16 protein-coding genes are annotated in these 16,437 nt (G+C 41.6%); 7 read left to right on the forward strand and 9 right to left on the reverse strand.

Annotated elements, in window-relative coordinates; translation table 11 throughout:
- The first annotated feature begins 100 nt into the window (after nt 1–100).
- The 4 genes from ACSSWA_RS12140 to ACSSWA_RS12155 all read left to right on the forward strand — a co-directional run bounded on the left by ACSSWA_RS12140 (nt 101) and on the right by ACSSWA_RS12155 (nt 2,800).
- Entirely contained in the window at nt 101–607 is a 507-nt protein-coding gene (locus ACSSWA_RS12140; protein WP_437356846.1) for a hypothetical protein, read from the forward strand.
- A 145-nt stretch (nt 608–752) separates the two neighbouring features.
- Complete coding sequence (locus ACSSWA_RS12145; RefSeq protein ID WP_437356847.1) at nt 753–1,199, forward strand: hypothetical protein; 447 nt, start codon at nt 753–755, stop codon at nt 1,197–1,199.
- Between the two features lie 55 nt (nt 1,200–1,254).
- A complete protein-coding gene (locus ACSSWA_RS12150; RefSeq protein WP_437356848.1) occupies nt 1,255–2,397 on the forward strand; it encodes an ATP-binding protein in 1,143 nt (380 codons plus the stop codon).
- Nucleotides 2,369–2,800 carry a response regulator gene (locus tag ACSSWA_RS12155; RefSeq protein ID WP_437356849.1) on the forward strand — a complete coding sequence of 144 codons (432 nt, stop codon included), beginning with the start codon at nt 2,369–2,371 and terminating at the stop codon, nt 2,798–2,800. The genes ACSSWA_RS12150 and ACSSWA_RS12155 overlap by 29 nt, the downstream gene beginning before the upstream one ends.
- Nucleotides 2,801–2,870: 70 nt before the next feature.
- Here ACSSWA_RS12155 and ACSSWA_RS12160 read toward each other — a convergent pair whose 3' ends face one another.
- The 4 genes from ACSSWA_RS12160 to ACSSWA_RS12175 form a co-directional block, all read right to left on the reverse strand.
- Complete coding sequence (locus ACSSWA_RS12160) at nt 2,871–4,148, reverse strand: adenosylhomocysteinase (protein WP_437356850.1); 1,278 nt, start codon at nt 4,146–4,148, stop codon at nt 2,871–2,873.
- A 12-nt stretch (nt 4,149–4,160) separates the two neighbouring features.
- Nucleotides 4,161–5,306 (reverse strand): methionine adenosyltransferase, encoded by a 1,146-nt coding sequence (gene metK / locus ACSSWA_RS12165; protein ID WP_437356851.1) that lies wholly within the window; start codon nt 5,304–5,306, stop codon nt 4,161–4,163.
- Nucleotides 5,307–5,328: 22 nt separating this feature from the next.
- Entirely contained in the window at nt 5,329–6,306 is a 978-nt protein-coding gene (locus tag ACSSWA_RS12170; protein ID WP_437356852.1) for a sugar phosphate nucleotidyltransferase, read from the reverse strand.
- Between the two features lie 100 nt (nt 6,307–6,406).
- On the reverse strand, nt 6,407–6,952 hold the full coding sequence (locus ACSSWA_RS12175) for a nitroreductase family protein (protein ID WP_437356853.1): 546 nt from the start codon (nt 6,950–6,952) through the stop codon (nt 6,407–6,409).
- 125 nt (nt 6,953–7,077) lie between these two features.
- Here ACSSWA_RS12175 and ACSSWA_RS12180 point away from each other — a divergent pair, with 125 nt between their 5' ends.
- From ACSSWA_RS12180 to pckA, 3 genes are all read left to right on the forward strand, one after another.
- Complete coding sequence (locus ACSSWA_RS12180; RefSeq protein ID WP_014856045.1) at nt 7,078–7,707, forward strand: lipoprotein; 630 nt, start codon at nt 7,078–7,080, stop codon at nt 7,705–7,707.
- Between the two features lie 277 nt (nt 7,708–7,984).
- Nucleotides 7,985–9,202 (forward strand): pyridoxal phosphate-dependent aminotransferase, encoded by a 1,218-nt coding sequence (locus tag ACSSWA_RS12185; RefSeq protein ID WP_422882166.1) that lies wholly within the window; start codon nt 7,985–7,987, stop codon nt 9,200–9,202.
- Nucleotides 9,199–10,866: a phosphoenolpyruvate carboxykinase (ATP) gene (gene pckA, locus ACSSWA_RS12190; RefSeq protein ID WP_014856043.1), complete on the forward strand. Its 1,668-nt coding sequence runs from the start codon at nt 9,199–9,201 to the stop codon at nt 10,864–10,866. The genes ACSSWA_RS12185 and pckA overlap by 4 nt, the downstream gene beginning before the upstream one ends.
- Nucleotides 10,867–10,909: 43 nt before the next feature.
- Here the strand turns inward: pckA and ACSSWA_RS12195 are convergent, their stop codons facing one another.
- From ACSSWA_RS12195 to ACSSWA_RS12215, 5 genes are all read right to left on the reverse strand, one after another.
- The gene (locus ACSSWA_RS12195; RefSeq protein ID WP_014856042.1) at nt 10,910–11,257 is read right to left on the reverse strand and encodes a GIY-YIG nuclease family protein; all 348 of its coding nucleotides are present in this window, start codon (nt 11,255–11,257) and stop codon (nt 10,910–10,912) included.
- Between the two features lie 511 nt (nt 11,258–11,768).
- Nucleotides 11,769–12,803 (reverse strand): sugar kinase, encoded by a 1,035-nt coding sequence (locus ACSSWA_RS12200; protein WP_014855759.1) that lies wholly within the window; start codon nt 12,801–12,803, stop codon nt 11,769–11,771.
- 23 nt (nt 12,804–12,826) lie between these two features.
- Nucleotides 12,827–14,599, reverse strand: coding sequence for a chondroitinase-B domain-containing protein (locus ACSSWA_RS12205; protein WP_014856041.1), 1,773 nt, complete (start codon nt 14,597–14,599; stop codon nt 12,827–12,829).
- A 174-nt stretch (nt 14,600–14,773) separates the two neighbouring features.
- Nucleotides 14,774–16,039: an MFS transporter gene (locus tag ACSSWA_RS12210; RefSeq protein ID WP_014856040.1), complete on the reverse strand. Its 1,266-nt coding sequence runs from the start codon at nt 16,037–16,039 to the stop codon at nt 14,774–14,776.
- 26 nt (nt 16,040–16,065) lie between these two features.
- The gene (locus tag ACSSWA_RS12215) at nt 16,066–16,413 is read right to left on the reverse strand and encodes a cupin domain-containing protein (RefSeq protein ID WP_014856039.1); all 348 of its coding nucleotides are present in this window, start codon (nt 16,411–16,413) and stop codon (nt 16,066–16,068) included.
- Nucleotides 16,414–16,437 lie beyond the last annotated feature (24 nt).

Raw genomic sequence — 16,437 nt, forward strand, 5'->3', positions numbered from 1 at the left:
GATTTTTTTTATTATGAATTTACTAACTTTATCAATATTTTTAATTGAATTTTTCCATTAATCTGCGAGAAACAATGAAAAGCCTAAAAAGGGGGTATGTATGAAAAAAACTCTCAGTATCACACTGATGATTTCCTTTATGGTAATCTTATTCTCTTCTTTAACCGTGGCGCAGGATCGCAACGTGCGTTTCGGAAAAATCTTCGGTAAAGAAGAAGCCAATCAGCTTTTCGGCAACGTGGTCTTTTCGGTAAAAGTCAAGAAAGACATCATCAAAGCCGCTCTTTCGCGTGTTGATAAATACGTTCTATTTGCAATCAAGGGCAAAAGACCGTTAATGTTCAACAGCAGAAGAAAACCGCTGCTCGACGATAACGTTACGTTGGACCCGGGCGAAAAAGGTTTCGTCTTCAGCAAGGAAGCTGTTGAAGAATTTCTCAACAGCACAAACGATTCCGTCATCGAGATAGAAATAAGAGGCGCCGAATGGGGAGGCGGCAGACGCACTTCAGGTTCCTTCTCGTCAAATGCAATATTGACTTTAAGCAACTCGGTAAGCACGCTGGAATTGTCTGCTGATTGTCCGCCATATTGTGTAGATCCATAATTAAGTAAATTCCATGAACAAGATTGAAATATTTAAAATACTCTTTTATACAAGTATCGTAATTTGGCTCTTTCCACCCGTACGTCAATGGTAGACCAAATACTTTTACTTTTTTCTTATACTGGCGCTGGCTGATCCAGTATCGATGTTTTTAAAAAATTATGTGTTAAGCAGTAATATTCATTTTTATTACCCGTTTATTTCTTTATTGTTGTTTTTCTCCGTATACAGGAAAGACAACGCGAACGAAAAATTCTATTTTCCTGTAACTCTTACAATATCGTCTTTTACATTTATACTAACATTAATAATGGAGCAATCCCAGCTTGCGGTTGGGATTCTCCATTTTCTTATTGTATTCCTTTTTCTGAAGGAATTTATTATCCGTTTCTCTTTTAAGAGCGAGCTCGATATTTTTCTTTTAATAGTTATCTTTTACGAATTCACAACCATACTCAAATATTTAAATGTGGCTTTCGGATTTACAAATGCAACCGCTTACTTTATTATTACAAGTATCTTCCAAATCTCCTTTGGACTCTTCTTTTCGATCGTTAGAGGAGATAGAGCCCGGGTCGTTATTCAGCGCTGAGAATCCGTATTTTTACGCAATTCTCCTGATAGCTGTAATACTCGTGGTGTCTTTTATGTTTTTCTGGTACGTAATTCTCCCTATGCGGAAACGCCACGAAAAAGAAGAAAAGACGATGCAGCTGCGTCAGGCGGAATTGATGGCTCTCTTTGCGAGTCTTGCCCCCGACCCGGTATTCCGCGTGGATAAAGCAAGCAATATAATACTGGCAAACGACGCCGCTCATAAGGTCTTTCCTTTCAAAGTTCTGCTCGGCACGAAAATCTCCGAAGTCCTCCCGTTTACGAAAGACCTCGACATTTACGAAATGATCAAGCGGGACATAACGATTAATTATACTACTCAAATCAATCAGAATTTTTTCCAATTCAAGATAAGCGGTATTTCGAGTCTCGAAATTTGCCAGATATACGGACGAGACATAACCGAGCTTAAGCGGTCGGAAAAAGAACTCCAGGAAGCGCTGCGTAAAGCCGAAGAGTCGCAAAAATTAAAAGAATTTTTCCTGTCGCAAATATCGCACGAGGTGCGTTCTCCGTTGAACGTTATTATCGGCTTTTCCAATATGCTGCTCGAAGAAGCCAAAAGCAGCAACGACCCCGACATGAAAGAAATCTACCTTTCGATTATCAACAACAGCAAACGGCTCTATCGCACATTCGACTTGTTGTTGAATATGTCGCAAATTCAAACGGGCACGTTCAATATACGCTTTGAACGGATTGACGCGCTGCCGATTATAAAATCGTTGTCAAATGAATTCGCCACTTACGCCGAAGAAAAACGGGTTGCGCTCAGAGTTGTTCCGCTTACGGAAGATACTTTTATAACCGCGGATCATTATTCGGTTAATCAGATTTTTTCCCATTTGATCGACAACGCCATAAAATATTCCGAAAACGGAAACGTGGATATTATACTGCGCAGGGATGACGATTATTTCTATGTCGACGTAAAAGACAACGGCATAGGAATGCCTCCCGAATATATTGAAAAATTATTCACTCCGTTTTCGCAGGCAAACATGTCATACTCCAAGCCTTTCGAAGGTGCCGGCTTGGGTCTGGCGCTAGTTAAAAATCTTTTGGACGTTAATAACGCCAAAATCGAAGTGAAGAGCGAGTTGGGTACCGGCTCGGTTTTCACGGTTATTTTTGAGGGTAACAGTTATGGAAGAACAAGAAGTAAAAAAACCTAGGATTTTAATTGCAGAGGGAGACCAGGACAACAGACATTTTCTGAAGCTCTATCTAAAAAAATATTTCGCGCCCGATACGTGCGAATCAGCGGAAGAACTTTATGAACTTCTTTCACAAAACAATTACGACATAATACTGATGGAGATCGCATTAAAAGGCAACAAAGACGGCGTTCAATTAATTCAGGAATTAAAAAACAACGAAACTTACGCGCAGATACCTATTCTATGCTATACAACATTTGCAATGAACCGCGACAGAATTAACGCTCTCAACGCCGGATGCGATATGTATCTTACAAAACCTGCCGACATTAAAACACTTCTTTATTACCTTTTTACTCTGCTCAAAAAGAAAGGGAAAAATTTCACAGCTCCCGTAATCAACGGTTTTGCATACTGAGAAATCAGAAAGCCCGCTTATGCGGGCTTTCAAAAACCAATTACTATTAACTATAAATCAATCGCCTTGATTACGTTCCGGCGCTGTAATCGTTGATATACTTAACCTGTTCTCTGGTCAGTTTGTCTATTTTGTAACCCATCGTTTTCAACTTAATCATTGCAATTTCCTGATCCTGTTCTTCAGGAATATCGATTACATCAGGTTCAAGTTTAATGCCTTTCATTTTTACTTCGGCCAAACGGAGCTGCGACATGAACTGGTTTGCAAACGACATATCCATAACTTCGGAAGGATGACCTTCGGCTGCGGCGAGGTTTACCAGTCTGCCCTGCGCCAGCAAATAGATGCGCCTTCCGTTTTTGAGCGTATATTCTTCGTTATTCGGTCGCACGGTTCTTTTGGATTTTTTAAGTTTCTCAAGATGCGGAATATTGATTTCGCAGTCGTAATGTCCGGTATTGCAGACGATCGCTCCGTCTTTCATACTTTTGAAATGCTTCGAAACAATAACGTCCTTAACGCCGGTCGCGGTAATAAATATATCTCCGATTTTAGCGGCTTCGTCCATCGGCATAACCCGGAAGCCTTCGAGAGCGGCTTTCAGAGCTGCCGTCGGCTTAACTTCCGTAACAATCACGTTGGCGCCCATTCCGGCGGCTCTCATAGCTACGCCCCGTCCGCAGTGACCGTATCCGGCGACAACGAAATTCTTGCCGGCAAGCAATACAGAGGTGGCTCTTAATATGCCGTCGATGGAAGATTGACCCGTTCCGTAGACATTGTCGAAATCCCACTTCGTTTCGGCGTCGTTGACGGCGATAACGGGATAAAGCAGTTTCTTTGCGGCGGCCATTGCGCGCAGTCTGTGAACGCCGGTAGTCGTCTCTTCGGTTCCGCCGATAATATTTTTTGCCAGTTCGGGATATTTATTGTGAACCGTAAAAATCAGATCGGCTCCGTCGTCGAGCGTAAGATTGGGTTTCATTCTTAATGTTTGTTCGATCGACCAGTAGAATTCCTTAACGTTCTGACCGTGCCATGCATAAATTTCGATGCCGTTTTTTGCAAGGGCGGCGGCAATTTCGTCCTGTGTCGAAAGCGGATTGCATCCGCTCCAGCTTACTTTTGCGCCGGCAGCTTTCAATGTTTCAACAAGAACCGCAGTCTCTTTCGTAACGTGGAGACATCCGGCAATTTTGAATCCTTTCAACGGCTTGGTCTTCGAATACTTTTCTCTAAGCTCCATCATAACGGGCATTCTCGATTCCGCCCATTCGATTTTTTTTCTGCCTTCGGCGGCTAATTTAATATCGCGTACTTTATACTTACCTTCTTTGAAATCCATAAATATTGCTCCTTATTTAACGAGTTTTTTTAGTGTTGATACCAGATCGAGTTTTTCCCAAGTAAATTCTTTTTCGTTTCTTCCGAAATGACCGTAAGCTGCAGTCTTTTGATAAATCGGTCTTCTCAATTTCAAACGTTCGATTATGCCGTTCGGAGTAAGGTCGATTTCCTTCTTAATCAACTTTGCCAATTGCTTATCCGGAATAACTCCCGTGCCGTTAGTATTGACATAGACGGAAACGGGTTCTTTGACTCCGATTGCATATGCAATCTGAAAGAGACATTCTTTGGCAAGTCCCGCGGCGACTATATTCTTAGCGATATGTCTAGCGGCATAAGTGGCGCTTCTGTCGACTTTCGACGGGTCTTTTCCCGAGAAAGCTCCGCCTCCGTGAGGAGCCCATCCGCCGTATGTGTCAACGATTATTTTTCTGCCGGTCAAGCCGGTGTCGCCGTGAGGTCCGCCGATTTCAAATCGCCCCGTAGGATTGACGTAATACTTGGTCTTTTTGTCGAGCAGTTCTGCGGGAATAACTTTCTTAACGATATTATCAATTACGTCAGCTTTGATTTTTTTCTGGCTAACGCCGGGATCGTGTTGAGTCGAAATTACAACGGCGTCCACTCTTTTGGGAGCGCCGTCGTCTTCGAATTCTATTGTCACCTGCGATTTGGAGTCGGGTCTAAGATAAGGCATTTCGCCGGGCGAATTTTTTCTTACGTCGGCAAGACGTTTAACGAGTTTATGTGCAAACATCAAAGGCATCGGCATAAACTCCGGAGTTTGATCGCAGGCGTATCCGAACATAATTCCCTGGTCGCCGGCGCCTCCTTTGTTTACTCCCATAGCGATATCGGGCGACTGCGAATGGATTGCGTTAATAACGCCGCACGATTCCGCGTCGAATTTATATTCGGCTTTTGTATAACCGATATTTCTTATTGTCGATCTTACAATGTCTTCGATATCGATGTAAGCGTCGGTAGTAATTTCTCCGCCGACGACCACCAGTCCGGTCGTAACAAAAGTTTCGCACGCTACCCTTCCGTTCGGATCATTCTTCATTACAGCGTCTAGAACTCCGTCCGATATTGCATCGCACACTTTATCCGGATGCCCTTCGGAAACGGATTCGGATGTGAATAAGTATGACATTTATACCTCTGTTTTATTTTTATTAATAATATTCAATTTCGGATGAATCGCCGGTATTCAATTTTTTAAAATTTCCTTTGACGATTGCATTACTGCCGATTATTGAGTTCTCGAGCATGCTTTTGTCAATTAATGCGCCTTCGCTTATAATCGAATTCCTGATTATCGAGTCGGTAATTTTGCAGCCTTTTGAAATAGTCGTATAAGGTCCTATCACGGAATTAATAACTTCGGCTTTGTCGTCGATATAAACCGGTTCGATTACGACGACATTATCAAATTTTTTATGCGTTCCGTTTTTCGAAAGAAGAAATCGATTCGTCTCCAAAAGAGTTTCGGGTTTGCCGCAGTCGTACCAGCCTTCGACGTCAAACGTTTTTATAATCTCGCCTTTGTCGATCATCAACTGCAGCGCGTCGGTTAATTGGTATTCGCCCCTGGTGCGAATGTTTTTTTCGATTAATTCCGTTAAGCATTCTTTCAGCAGCGAAGTGTTTTTAATGTAATACAATCCGACGAGAGCCAGTTTAGATACGGGCGTTTGCGGTTTTTCTATGAGTTTGACAATCGTATCGTTTTCGCAAACAGCCACGCCGAAACGCGACGGATCTTCGACCTGTTTTACTCCGAGAGCTGTTGTGTTTTTCTGGAATCCCTTTTTCAAATCGAAGTCGAAAATTGTGTCGCCAAGAATAATGAATATTTCATCGTCAACGTCGTCTTTCAGCGCCACATAAACTGCGTGTCCCAATCCGAGCAATTCTTCCTGTTCAACGAATCTAGCGTCGACCAGAGGATATTCGTTTTTGATATAATCGACAATTTTTTCGCCCATGTAGCCGATAATAAACGTGGCTTTATTGATGCCTTCCTGAATTAGTTTGTCGACGATATGACCTATGATAGGCTTTCCGCCTACATTGAGCATAACTTTTGGAAGCGAATGCGTGTGAGGTTTTAATCGTGTTCCGAAACCCGCTGCCGGAATTACAGCTCTCAATTAACGTCCTTTTTTTTAAGCGCCAATTTAATTAATAAGGCAGCGTTTATCAACTATATTATTTGCGTTGTATGCGAACCCCGGGTCCGATCAATTGCGTTCAAAAAATATTTTTTTCCGCAACCACTATTTCTTTTAATTCTTTTCTGCCTTTTCTTCGCGGGTTGTTTTCGTCTTTATAACCGAGGGCAATGACTATAACGGGTTTTTCTTCTTCGTTGAGATTAAAACTGTCGCTAAATTTATTCCTGTCGAATCCGCCCATTTGATGCAAATAAATTTCGCGCTCCGTCGCTTCCAATGTTAAAAATGCGACTGCCTGACCGACATCGTATTCAGTATAATTATTCTTCTTGCCGTTGAGAGAAAGGTTCGTCCTTCCGGTAACTCCTAACAGAACGGGAGCTTTTGCCGCCCACGTTTTATTGCTGTCGAAAAGCGAGTCGAGCAAGGAATTGTATATGTTATCGCCTTTGAAACCGACATAAAATTTCCACGGTTGTTCATTGTATGACGAAGGAGCCAGGCGCGCAGCTTCGAGCAGCGCTTTTATATCTTCCGATGGGACCTCTTCGCCGGAAAAATCGTATGGACTGTATCTTTCGGCTAACAATTCCGATACTTTTGTTCTGCATTCAATGTTCAACTTTATTCCCTTTTTTTAGTGTATAAATCCATATTACGTAGAAATAGTTCCATAACAAAGAAAGCCTCTGCGCTTTTTTAATAAAAAAAGTATCTTGCGTTCATTAAACTTAGCTATTTATTAAAATGAACAAAAACTATTGCCTGCTAATTTTATTCTTGGGCTATACGCTCATTCCTGCTCAGGACACTCTGGTCTGGAAACTTAATAATCCGGATACTGTCGGGAATTTCAAAACTTCGTATCTTACAGATCGCCCTTCCGTAATAAACACTGAATACGGAGAGGCTCTCATTTTCGACGGAGTCGACGACGGAATCTTGGTCAACGCCAATCCGCTCGGCAATGCGGACAGTTTTACGATCGAAGTTTTTTTCCGGCCGGATTCGTCGTCGGACATTTCTAATTACGAACAGCGTTTTATCCATATCAAAAACAGCGACGATTCAAGAAGGATTTTAATCGAACTCCGTTTGAAGAAAAACAGATGGACGCTCGACACCTTTATTAAAAACGGGGATTCGAAATGCACGCTAATCGATACTTCAATTTGGCACGAAGCGGGCAAATGGTACAAAGCGGCGCTGTCTTACACGAAAGGTATTATGAAGCATTCTGTTAACGGTCGAGAGGGGATGAGAGGGAAAATCGATTTCGAGCCGATCGGCGACAACGGTACGATTTCAATAGGAGTAAGACAAAACAAAAAATCTTGGTTCAAAGGCATAATCAGGGAGATTAAATTCATCCGATAAACCGTTTGTCGTAAAAGCAAAATCACGTTCCGGTTATTCTTTGCCATTCTCGCTTTATTTATTATTTTTCCTCAGTGTAAAAAAGCACAATTGGCATTAAAAGACGGGGGATGCAAAACATCCCCTTTATTGTCTGCGGAATCTGCAAAACAGAATTTCGCATAAAAATTAGAATCAAAAATTCTAAAAATACGAGCGTGTTAAATGCGCAGTCGCAAATATATTTTTTCATTTCATATAAATCCCATCCAATCAAACCAATCATTAAGGTACTAATATGAGTCTGAGTCTAATAGCCAAAAGCATATCGGCGTCCCCCACATTAGCTTTAAACGAAAAAGCGCAAATACTGCGCCAGAAAGGGGAACCGGTAATCAACTTCAGCGTGGGCGAACCGCGCAGCCGCGCGCCTCTCGATTCGATACTAGCCGCAGTTCAAATTCTCAACAGCGGCGAGGTTCGTTATACTCCTCCGGACGGGATACCCGACTTGAAGAAGGCAATTATCCGTTATACCGAGGAATTCTACGACCGGAAAGTCGAACCCGAGAACATAATTGTTTCGGGCGGAGCAAAACAGGCAATAATGGTAGCGCTTCAAACAATTCTCAATCCTCAGGAGGAAGTTTTATATCCCGCGCCTTATTGGGTAAGTTATCCCGAAATGGCAAAATTGTGCGGCGGCATCGGAGTTCCCGTTCCGCCCGAAGACGGCGCTTTTTATCCCAGAATTCAGGATATCGAAAGGAAGGTAGGCAGTTATACGAAAGCAATTATAATCAACAGTCCAAATAATCCTTCCGGAGCCGTTTACTCGGAAGAATTTATTGCCGACATTGTCGATTTTTGCGAGCGACGCGACCTCTATTTAATAATGGACGATATTTATCATCGTTTGATTTTCGACGGCAGGAAACCGATTAATCCCTGGATGTATGCAAAAAAGAAAGACGAAAACTCGAAAATGATAATTATCAACGGAGTGTCGAAACAATATGCAATGACGGGTTTTCGGATAGGCTGGGCTGTGGCAAACAAAAAACTTATCGAAGCAATGACGAATATACAGAGCCACCAATCGGGAGGGCCATCTGTTGTTTTGCAGCGCGCCGCAGTGGGAGCTCTGAACGGAATTCAATCGAGTGTGGAAAATCTCAGAGCGACTCTGGAAAACAATCGCAACGTAATGGTCGACTTGCTGCGCTCAATGGAAGGCGCAAAAGTTTTTGTGCCCGATGGAACATTTTACTGTTTTGTCGATTTCAGCGCATACGAAAAAAGCTCTCATAAACTCTCTCAGTTATTGGTCGACAAAGTTATGGTGTTGACCGTGCCCGGAGTTGAATTCGGAATGGAAGGATTTATTCGTCTTAGTTTTGCGGGTTCGATGAAAGAAATTCAGGAAGGAGTCGAAAGAATAAAATGGGCAATCGATCCGAACGCTCCTAACGAACTTTATATCGGCGACAGAAAATTAGTGAGGGACTGGTTATGAGCAAATACCTCGAATTCAATACCCCCGCTTCGAAAGAAGCGATGGAATTAGCGTCGGATTTCAGATTAAAACATCAGGGACTGACGTATCTCGACAGAGTATACTGGAATTTGCCGGAAGAAGCTCTCTATGAAGAAGCAATCTTCCGTAACGAAGGCAAAATAATCAAAGGCGGTCCGCTGCTCGTAAATACGGGAAAACACACAGCGCGAGCCGCAGCGGATAAATATATTGTTCAGGAAGAATCAACGGGAAATAATATCTGGTGGGGAATCTATAACAGGCCATACAGTCAGGCTAAATTCAACGAACTGTTTGGACGTCTGCAGGCATGGGCTCAGGGCGAAGAGTTGTTCGTTCAGGATGTATATGCCGGCGCGGATCCCGAATATCGAATGCCCGTAAGAATAATAACCGAGAAGGCATGGCATAGTTTGTTTGCAAGAAATATGTTTATTACAATCGATAATAAAGACGAATTGAAAAAATTCGTACCGGAATTTACAATTATAGCCGTGCCCGGATTCAAACTAAATCCCGTAATCGACGGAACGAGATCGGAGACGGGAATAATATTGAATTTCGGCGCCAAGATGGCGATTATCGCAAACACTCTCTACGCGGGCGAAATTAAAAAATCGGTCTTTACGGTGCTCAATTACCTGTTAACTTTCCGGGATGTTCTGCCGATGCATTGTTCGGCAAACGTAGGCAAAGAAAACGACGCGGCGTTGTTTTTCGGATTGAGCGGAACCGGCAAGACCACACTGTCCGCCGACCCCAACAGGAAATTGATTGGCGACGACGAACACGGCTGGAGTTCAAAAGGCGTGTTCAATTTCGAAGGCGGCTGCTATGCAAAAGTAATACGACTCTCTGCTGAAAACGAACCGGAGATTTATTCGACAACTCACCGGTACGGCACAATACTTGAAAACGTAGTTTTCGATCCTGTCTCGAGAGCAATAGATCTCGACGACGATTCGATTACGGAAAACACCCGCGCTTCGTATCCGATAGAATTCATTCCAAATGTAATACCCGAAGGGTACGTTCATGCCCATCCGAAGAATATCATATTTCTTACTTGCGACGCAACGGGAGTTCTGCCTCCCATAGCGAGACTTTCTCCGGAACAGGCGCAATATCATTTTATTAGCGGCTACACTTCGAAAATTGCCGGCACTGAAATCGGACTCGGAATCGAGCCCGAATTGACGTTCAGCGCGTGTTTCGGGGCTCCGTTTATGGTACGGCATCCGTTTGAATACGCTCAAATGCTCAAGCAAAGAATGCTGAAACACAACGCAAAAGTGTGGCTAATCAATACCGGCTGGGTCGGAGGCAGATTTGGCGTCGGCAAACGAATTTCGATTCGTCACACCCGCAACTTGCTGAATGCGGCTCTCGACGGCATACTCGACAATGTTAATTACCGCAAGGATAAACTCTTCGGGTTCGAAGTGCCCACAAGCTGTCCCGGAGTGCCTTCGGAAATATTAAATCCCGAAAGTTCATGGGGCAATAAAGAAGAATTCTGGAAAAAGTACGACGCACTTGCAGCAAGATTCATCGATAATTTTAAATTATACGAAAAATTCTGTTCGAAGGAAGTAATTGAAGCCGGGCCGAGAAGGTTAAACAGGACTGGTTTGGAAGGATGAATTAAAAAGAGACTGCTCAAATTAAGCAGTCTCTTTTTCATACTTAATTAATAAGAATTATCTCATAATCGCCGTCTTTCAATTTTTGAATCCACATCTCCGTAAGAAGCCGCAATTCTTCTTCAATATTATTTTCCACTTCTTCTTTCTGTTCGAGTAGATCGAGAATTTCGAATTCCAGAGCGGATTCGCCGCCGTTTTTCCAGGCATTTTGAAGCTCTGCATTCCTATGGCTGCCGAATCTCAATTCCGCTTTATGCCGGTTAATTCTGGCTTCCGGATCGACCGACGCGCCGAGGTATAATTTATGATTATAATTATTTTTGATCGAATAAACGCCCATCGGCTTTTTAGATTCCTTGTAAGCTTTTTTCAAAGCGGATTTGTCCATAAGTTTTGCTCCGTAGTATAAGTTTGTAAATGAAAAATTTTATTGCGGCAGGTAAAATTAAGAATTATCTGGGAATTAGCCTTTCCCTTTCCGAGTAAAACAATGAATGACTTTTTTGGGCCGACGAGACTTCCTGCCCCGGCGGGACGACCTCCTGGGTAGCAGGGAAATCCGAAGCCCCCAAAGTGCGTTTTTGAGTTGTTTTAATAAGGTGGTAGCGCATTTTTAGGGCATTTTTTTAGCAGAACTACTTCAGCTTTGGATATCTTATCCGACATTCAAGAGGTCATAAATTTCTATCTTGTTGTTTCCGAAAATAAAACCAATTTACTCATATCAATTAACCTAATGTAGTCATTAGTCTGATTTATACAACACTGAATAAGATAATCGCTTCTGCAACAATGAAAATTCACTTAATTAGTACAAGCTCCGATATTAATCGGAGCTATATGTATACTTCCTAGCACAATATATAATAGATCTATCTGTTGGTATTCATTTGATAGAATTATCTTTCCACTCTGCCCGAGCCGCCGCTCTTAATTAATTTTTCCACTTCGTCGACGCTTACAAGATTAAAATCGCCCGGAATCGTATGTTTCAAACAAGAGGCAGCGACTGCAAATTCAAGAGCCTCCTTTGAGTTTTCTTTTGTAAGCAGACCGTAAATCAAACCGCTTGCAAACGAATCTCCGCCGCCCACACGGTCGACAATATCGATGTCGTATCTTCTCGAGCGGTACGGTTCTTTGCAGTCTTTGTCGTCGAGCAACAATGCGCTCCAGCCGTTTCGCGACGCCGAATAGCTTTCCCTGAGAGTAATTGAAACGGCTTGGAAACCGTATGTCTCTTTCAGTTTCTTTGCCACGTTAAAATATCCTTCTTCGTCGAGTTTGCCCGCTTCTACGTTTGTCTTATCGGCTTTGAGGCCAAGACTTTTTTCGGCGTCTTCCTCGTTTGCAATACATACGTCTACATATTTCATCAACGGTTTCATTACAGCCTGAGCTTCTTCGGTAGTCCACATTTTAGCCCGGAAATTGAGATCGCAGCTTACCGTAACTCCCATCGATTTGGCTGTTTCGCACGCTTCGTTGAGAATTTCCTGCGCGTTTTTACCGAGAGCCGGGGTTATTCCCGTCCAGTGAAACCAGGCGGCGTTTTCGAATACTTTTTTCCAGTCGACTTCCCCCTTTTTCATCAGAGCGACCGCCGAATTTGCCCTGTCGTAAATTACTTTCGAAGCTCTCTGACTGGCGCCCGTTTCCAGAAAATAAATGCCGATACGATCGCCGCCTCGTACTATGTAGTCGTCTTTAACCCCGAAACGGCGCAGATGATTTACCGCGCTTTGACCGATTTCGTGTTTCGGCAATTTTGTAACGAAATACGACTCGAATCCGTAATTCGACAACGATACAGCTACGTTTGCTTCGCCGCCGCCGAATGTTACGTCGAAATTCTGCGCCTGGACAAAACGAGTGTATCCCGGCGTAGAAAGACGAAGCATTATCTCGCCGAAGGTTACTACTTTCTTGCTCATTTAATTAACTCCTGTTTTAAATATTATTTTAGATAAACTATTTTTAGTATTTTATGCCCGCTTGGTCCTTCTATTTTACAGAAATATTTACCGCTTGCTATTTTATCAGCTACAAATTGAACTGTATATTTACCCGGCAATAGCTCCTTGTTTAGTAGTTTTGCAACTTCTCTCCCAAGTATATCATATATCTTTAATATGTATAGTCCTTTTTTATTCACTATAAATACAATATTTGTCGTTGAATTGAAGGGATTTGGATAATTATTCATTAGTTCAAAATCGTGACTAGGTACATCATACTCTCTAACGGAAGTCTCTATATCATCCTCGGCGGCATATGGACCAACTTTATCAGGAGTAAGCAGATAATTGGATTTTGGGAACATACTTAACTCGTCGGCTCCTATATCGGGCATAGTATCTCTCTGTTGTCCTTCGATATCGTAATTAACAAAAGGGTAATGATTATTTCCCTTATTCACCGTAGGACTTTTTGCACTAATTTGATATACGCCGTCATTCATCACCAAAGACGGGTCGTCTATCAATTCTATTTCATTTTTTGTAAAAGGCACTCCTACATAAACAGAATCGGTAACAGCGAAAGCATTATTTTCCAGTAATAAGCCCTCCGGTTTAGAAATGATTTTAATAATTGGATTAGTTCCGTTTGATACTACTAAATTATTAGAGAACATAATATTCCGGGGAGCCTTTTTATAAGAATCATTGTTTGTGTAACCTATTTCAACCGGATGCTCGACATTAATAAAAGAATTAAAGCATACTATGATATTTTCGGGTCTCATGTGGGAAGAATAACTTGTAGAAGTGTTTTCCACATCGCCATTTGTAATGGTAATAGCAGCATCCCATTTTTCCCCCTGTAAGTCATGAAAATAATTGTTATATATTTTATGCCCGTATCCATACATACGAATACCGCCCGTACTGTCAACATTGTATCCTAAAAAGTAGTTGCCATATACCACGGAATTTTTTGTTTGTCTGAGGCATAACGTTCCCTTTGACCTTATAAAAGTATTAAACCTGATAGTATCTTCGGATGTTTTTACCGAAACAATTTCAGGGTCGCCGTCGCACTCTTCAAACAAATTATATTCTACTACCGTAAAACCGCTATCCCAGCTTAATTCACTTTGTCCCAATCGTACAGACTCTTTTTCGTTTACCACCCTCGGTTTATTATTTCTGAAGTAGTTATGATCGATTCTATCGTATTTTGAGGGGATACTTGTTGGTTTTGGCGTTCCATCCAAGGTAATAAAATTGCCCGGTTGTGTTTTATTTTCAAAAAGATTATGATCTATTCGGTTATAAGAAGAAGTTGCGTACGGTTCGTCCCATTTACCACCCACGATAATCCATTTAGCCGATTTAGTTTCATTTAATCTGAAAAAATTTCTTGTAATACGAACATGATTACACGCTTCTAATTTAATAACCGTCCCGCTTTCCGAACGGAAATCAAATCCTTTTAAAATAACATGACTTATTTTCCTTAATGTAAAATAAGAATTGCCTGTTAATACCGCTCCTCCTACTGCCTGGCTTTTTATAACTATCGGTTCTTCGGCTGTGCCATTTATGCCGGCGATAGTAATATACCCAAGTTCATATTGTCCGTTCGCAAGCTCAAGCGTATCACCGGGCAACAATGAATTCACATATGCCTTTAATTCGTCTTTAGAATGAGCGACATATTTATTACCCGCCAATACTTTACTTAGGTGGCTTACAAAAAAGATTATTAAAAAAATCTTTCTAAGCATATTTTATTATGCAATAATCGCTCTGTTATATATTGTTCTTTGACTACCGTATTGTATCAAAAGCCTGAATTAGACTTTTGGTGTATATATTAACCAGTCACAAACTTATTTACAGCTAACTAGCTTCATTTTTCCGACGACCGACAATTTCTCCGAGATTTAATTTAATCAAGATCATTCTAACGGTTTAATTTCTTTTGCAAAGAAATAAATTGCCAATACACCGAATGGTACAAATACTGCTATCATAATAAATACTGGTGTATATGAGATTTTAGTAATAATAGGGACAAGAAAATTCATAACAATTACAGAAAAAACCCCCACGCTGCCGCCTAGCCCCGCCAAAGTGCCAACCGATTTTCCACTGAAGAGATCGCTTGGCAGAGTTTGAACATTGCCTATTGCAAACTGAAAACCGAATAAGACAAACGCAACTATCACAACAAATTTTAATGGAGTGTCGGCAAAAAGAATCGTAGTTATTAATCCGAGGAACATAATAACCGCTCCTATAGAGATAGCTGTTTTTCTTGCTCTGTTAACAGATTTACCCTTAGAGATAAGCTTGCCGGCGAAGTATCCGCCGCTTATACTTCCGATAGCAGCTCCGACATAAGGCACCCAGGCAAAGAGTCCTATTTCCTTAACGTTGAATCCGTATACGTCTGCAAGATATATCGGCATCCAACCTACAAAAAGCCACCAGATAGGTTCAAAGAAAAATCTTGATATTAAGACCGACCATGATTCTCTGTGGGATAAAATTTGTTTAATACTTAGCGCTCTCGCGTTACTATTGTTTTTTTCAGTTTGAGTTTGTCCGTCAAGTATATATGTCCTTTCTTCCTCGCTTAACCACGGATGTTTATCAGGAGATGTTTTATTAATAATTAGCCATGGAATCAACCATATCAATCCGAAAGTGCCAACTATCATAAAGGTTGTTTGCCAGCCAAAACTCGCCCATAACAAAGCGATAAGAGGAGGAGCGATCACAGAACCGATTGAAGCGCCGGCATTAAATAAACCCTGTGCAGTTGCTCTTTCTTTTACTGGAAACCACTCAGCATTGCTTTTGACTGCGCCTGGCCAGTTTCCGGCTTCCGCCAATCCAAGCGTTGTTCTAAAAAGGCTAAATGAATAGATATTCCTCGCAAAAGCATGAGCAAAAGAAGATAACGCCCAGACTCCTACGGCAATTACATATCCGATTCTGGTGCCAACTTTATCGAATAATTTGCCTGACACAGACTGCCCGATCGCATACGCAATCATAAACACGTTTAGTATCAAGCCGTAATCTGTTTTATCCATTCCCGTATCTTCAGAAATGCTGGGCCACATTATTGCCAAAGTGCTTCTGTCTATGTAATTAATAATTGTAGCGATACAAATAAGAGTTATTATCCACCAACGTAAGCCTTTTACTTTTTTCATTGTAGACCTCAATATTTTTTATCTGTTTAACCTTTTTTGAGAAAATCCTCACGTACCGGACTGAACACATCTATAAGCATACCGTCCTCCAGACATATGGCGCCGTGCAATGCATTGGGTGGGACATAAAATCCGTCCCCGCTACTTAATATTTGTTTAATCCCGTCTATCTCTACCTGGAATTTTCCGGACACAACGTAAGTCGTTTGACTGTGAAAATGTTTATGCGGCTCGCCGACAGAATCTTTTTTAAAACGAACTTTAACCATCATTATTTTATCGTCGTATCCTAGAATTTTTCTTTCTACGCCCGGGGCAACATTTTCCCATTCTAAGAAATTAGCTTTAATAAAATTTTCGCTTTTATTTTTCATTTTTATTCCCCTTAATTTAAAGTT

This window comes from Melioribacter sp. Ez-97, from assembly GCF_051488665.1.
Classification (GTDB): Bacteria; Bacteroidota; Ignavibacteria; order Ignavibacteriales; family Melioribacteraceae; genus Melioribacter.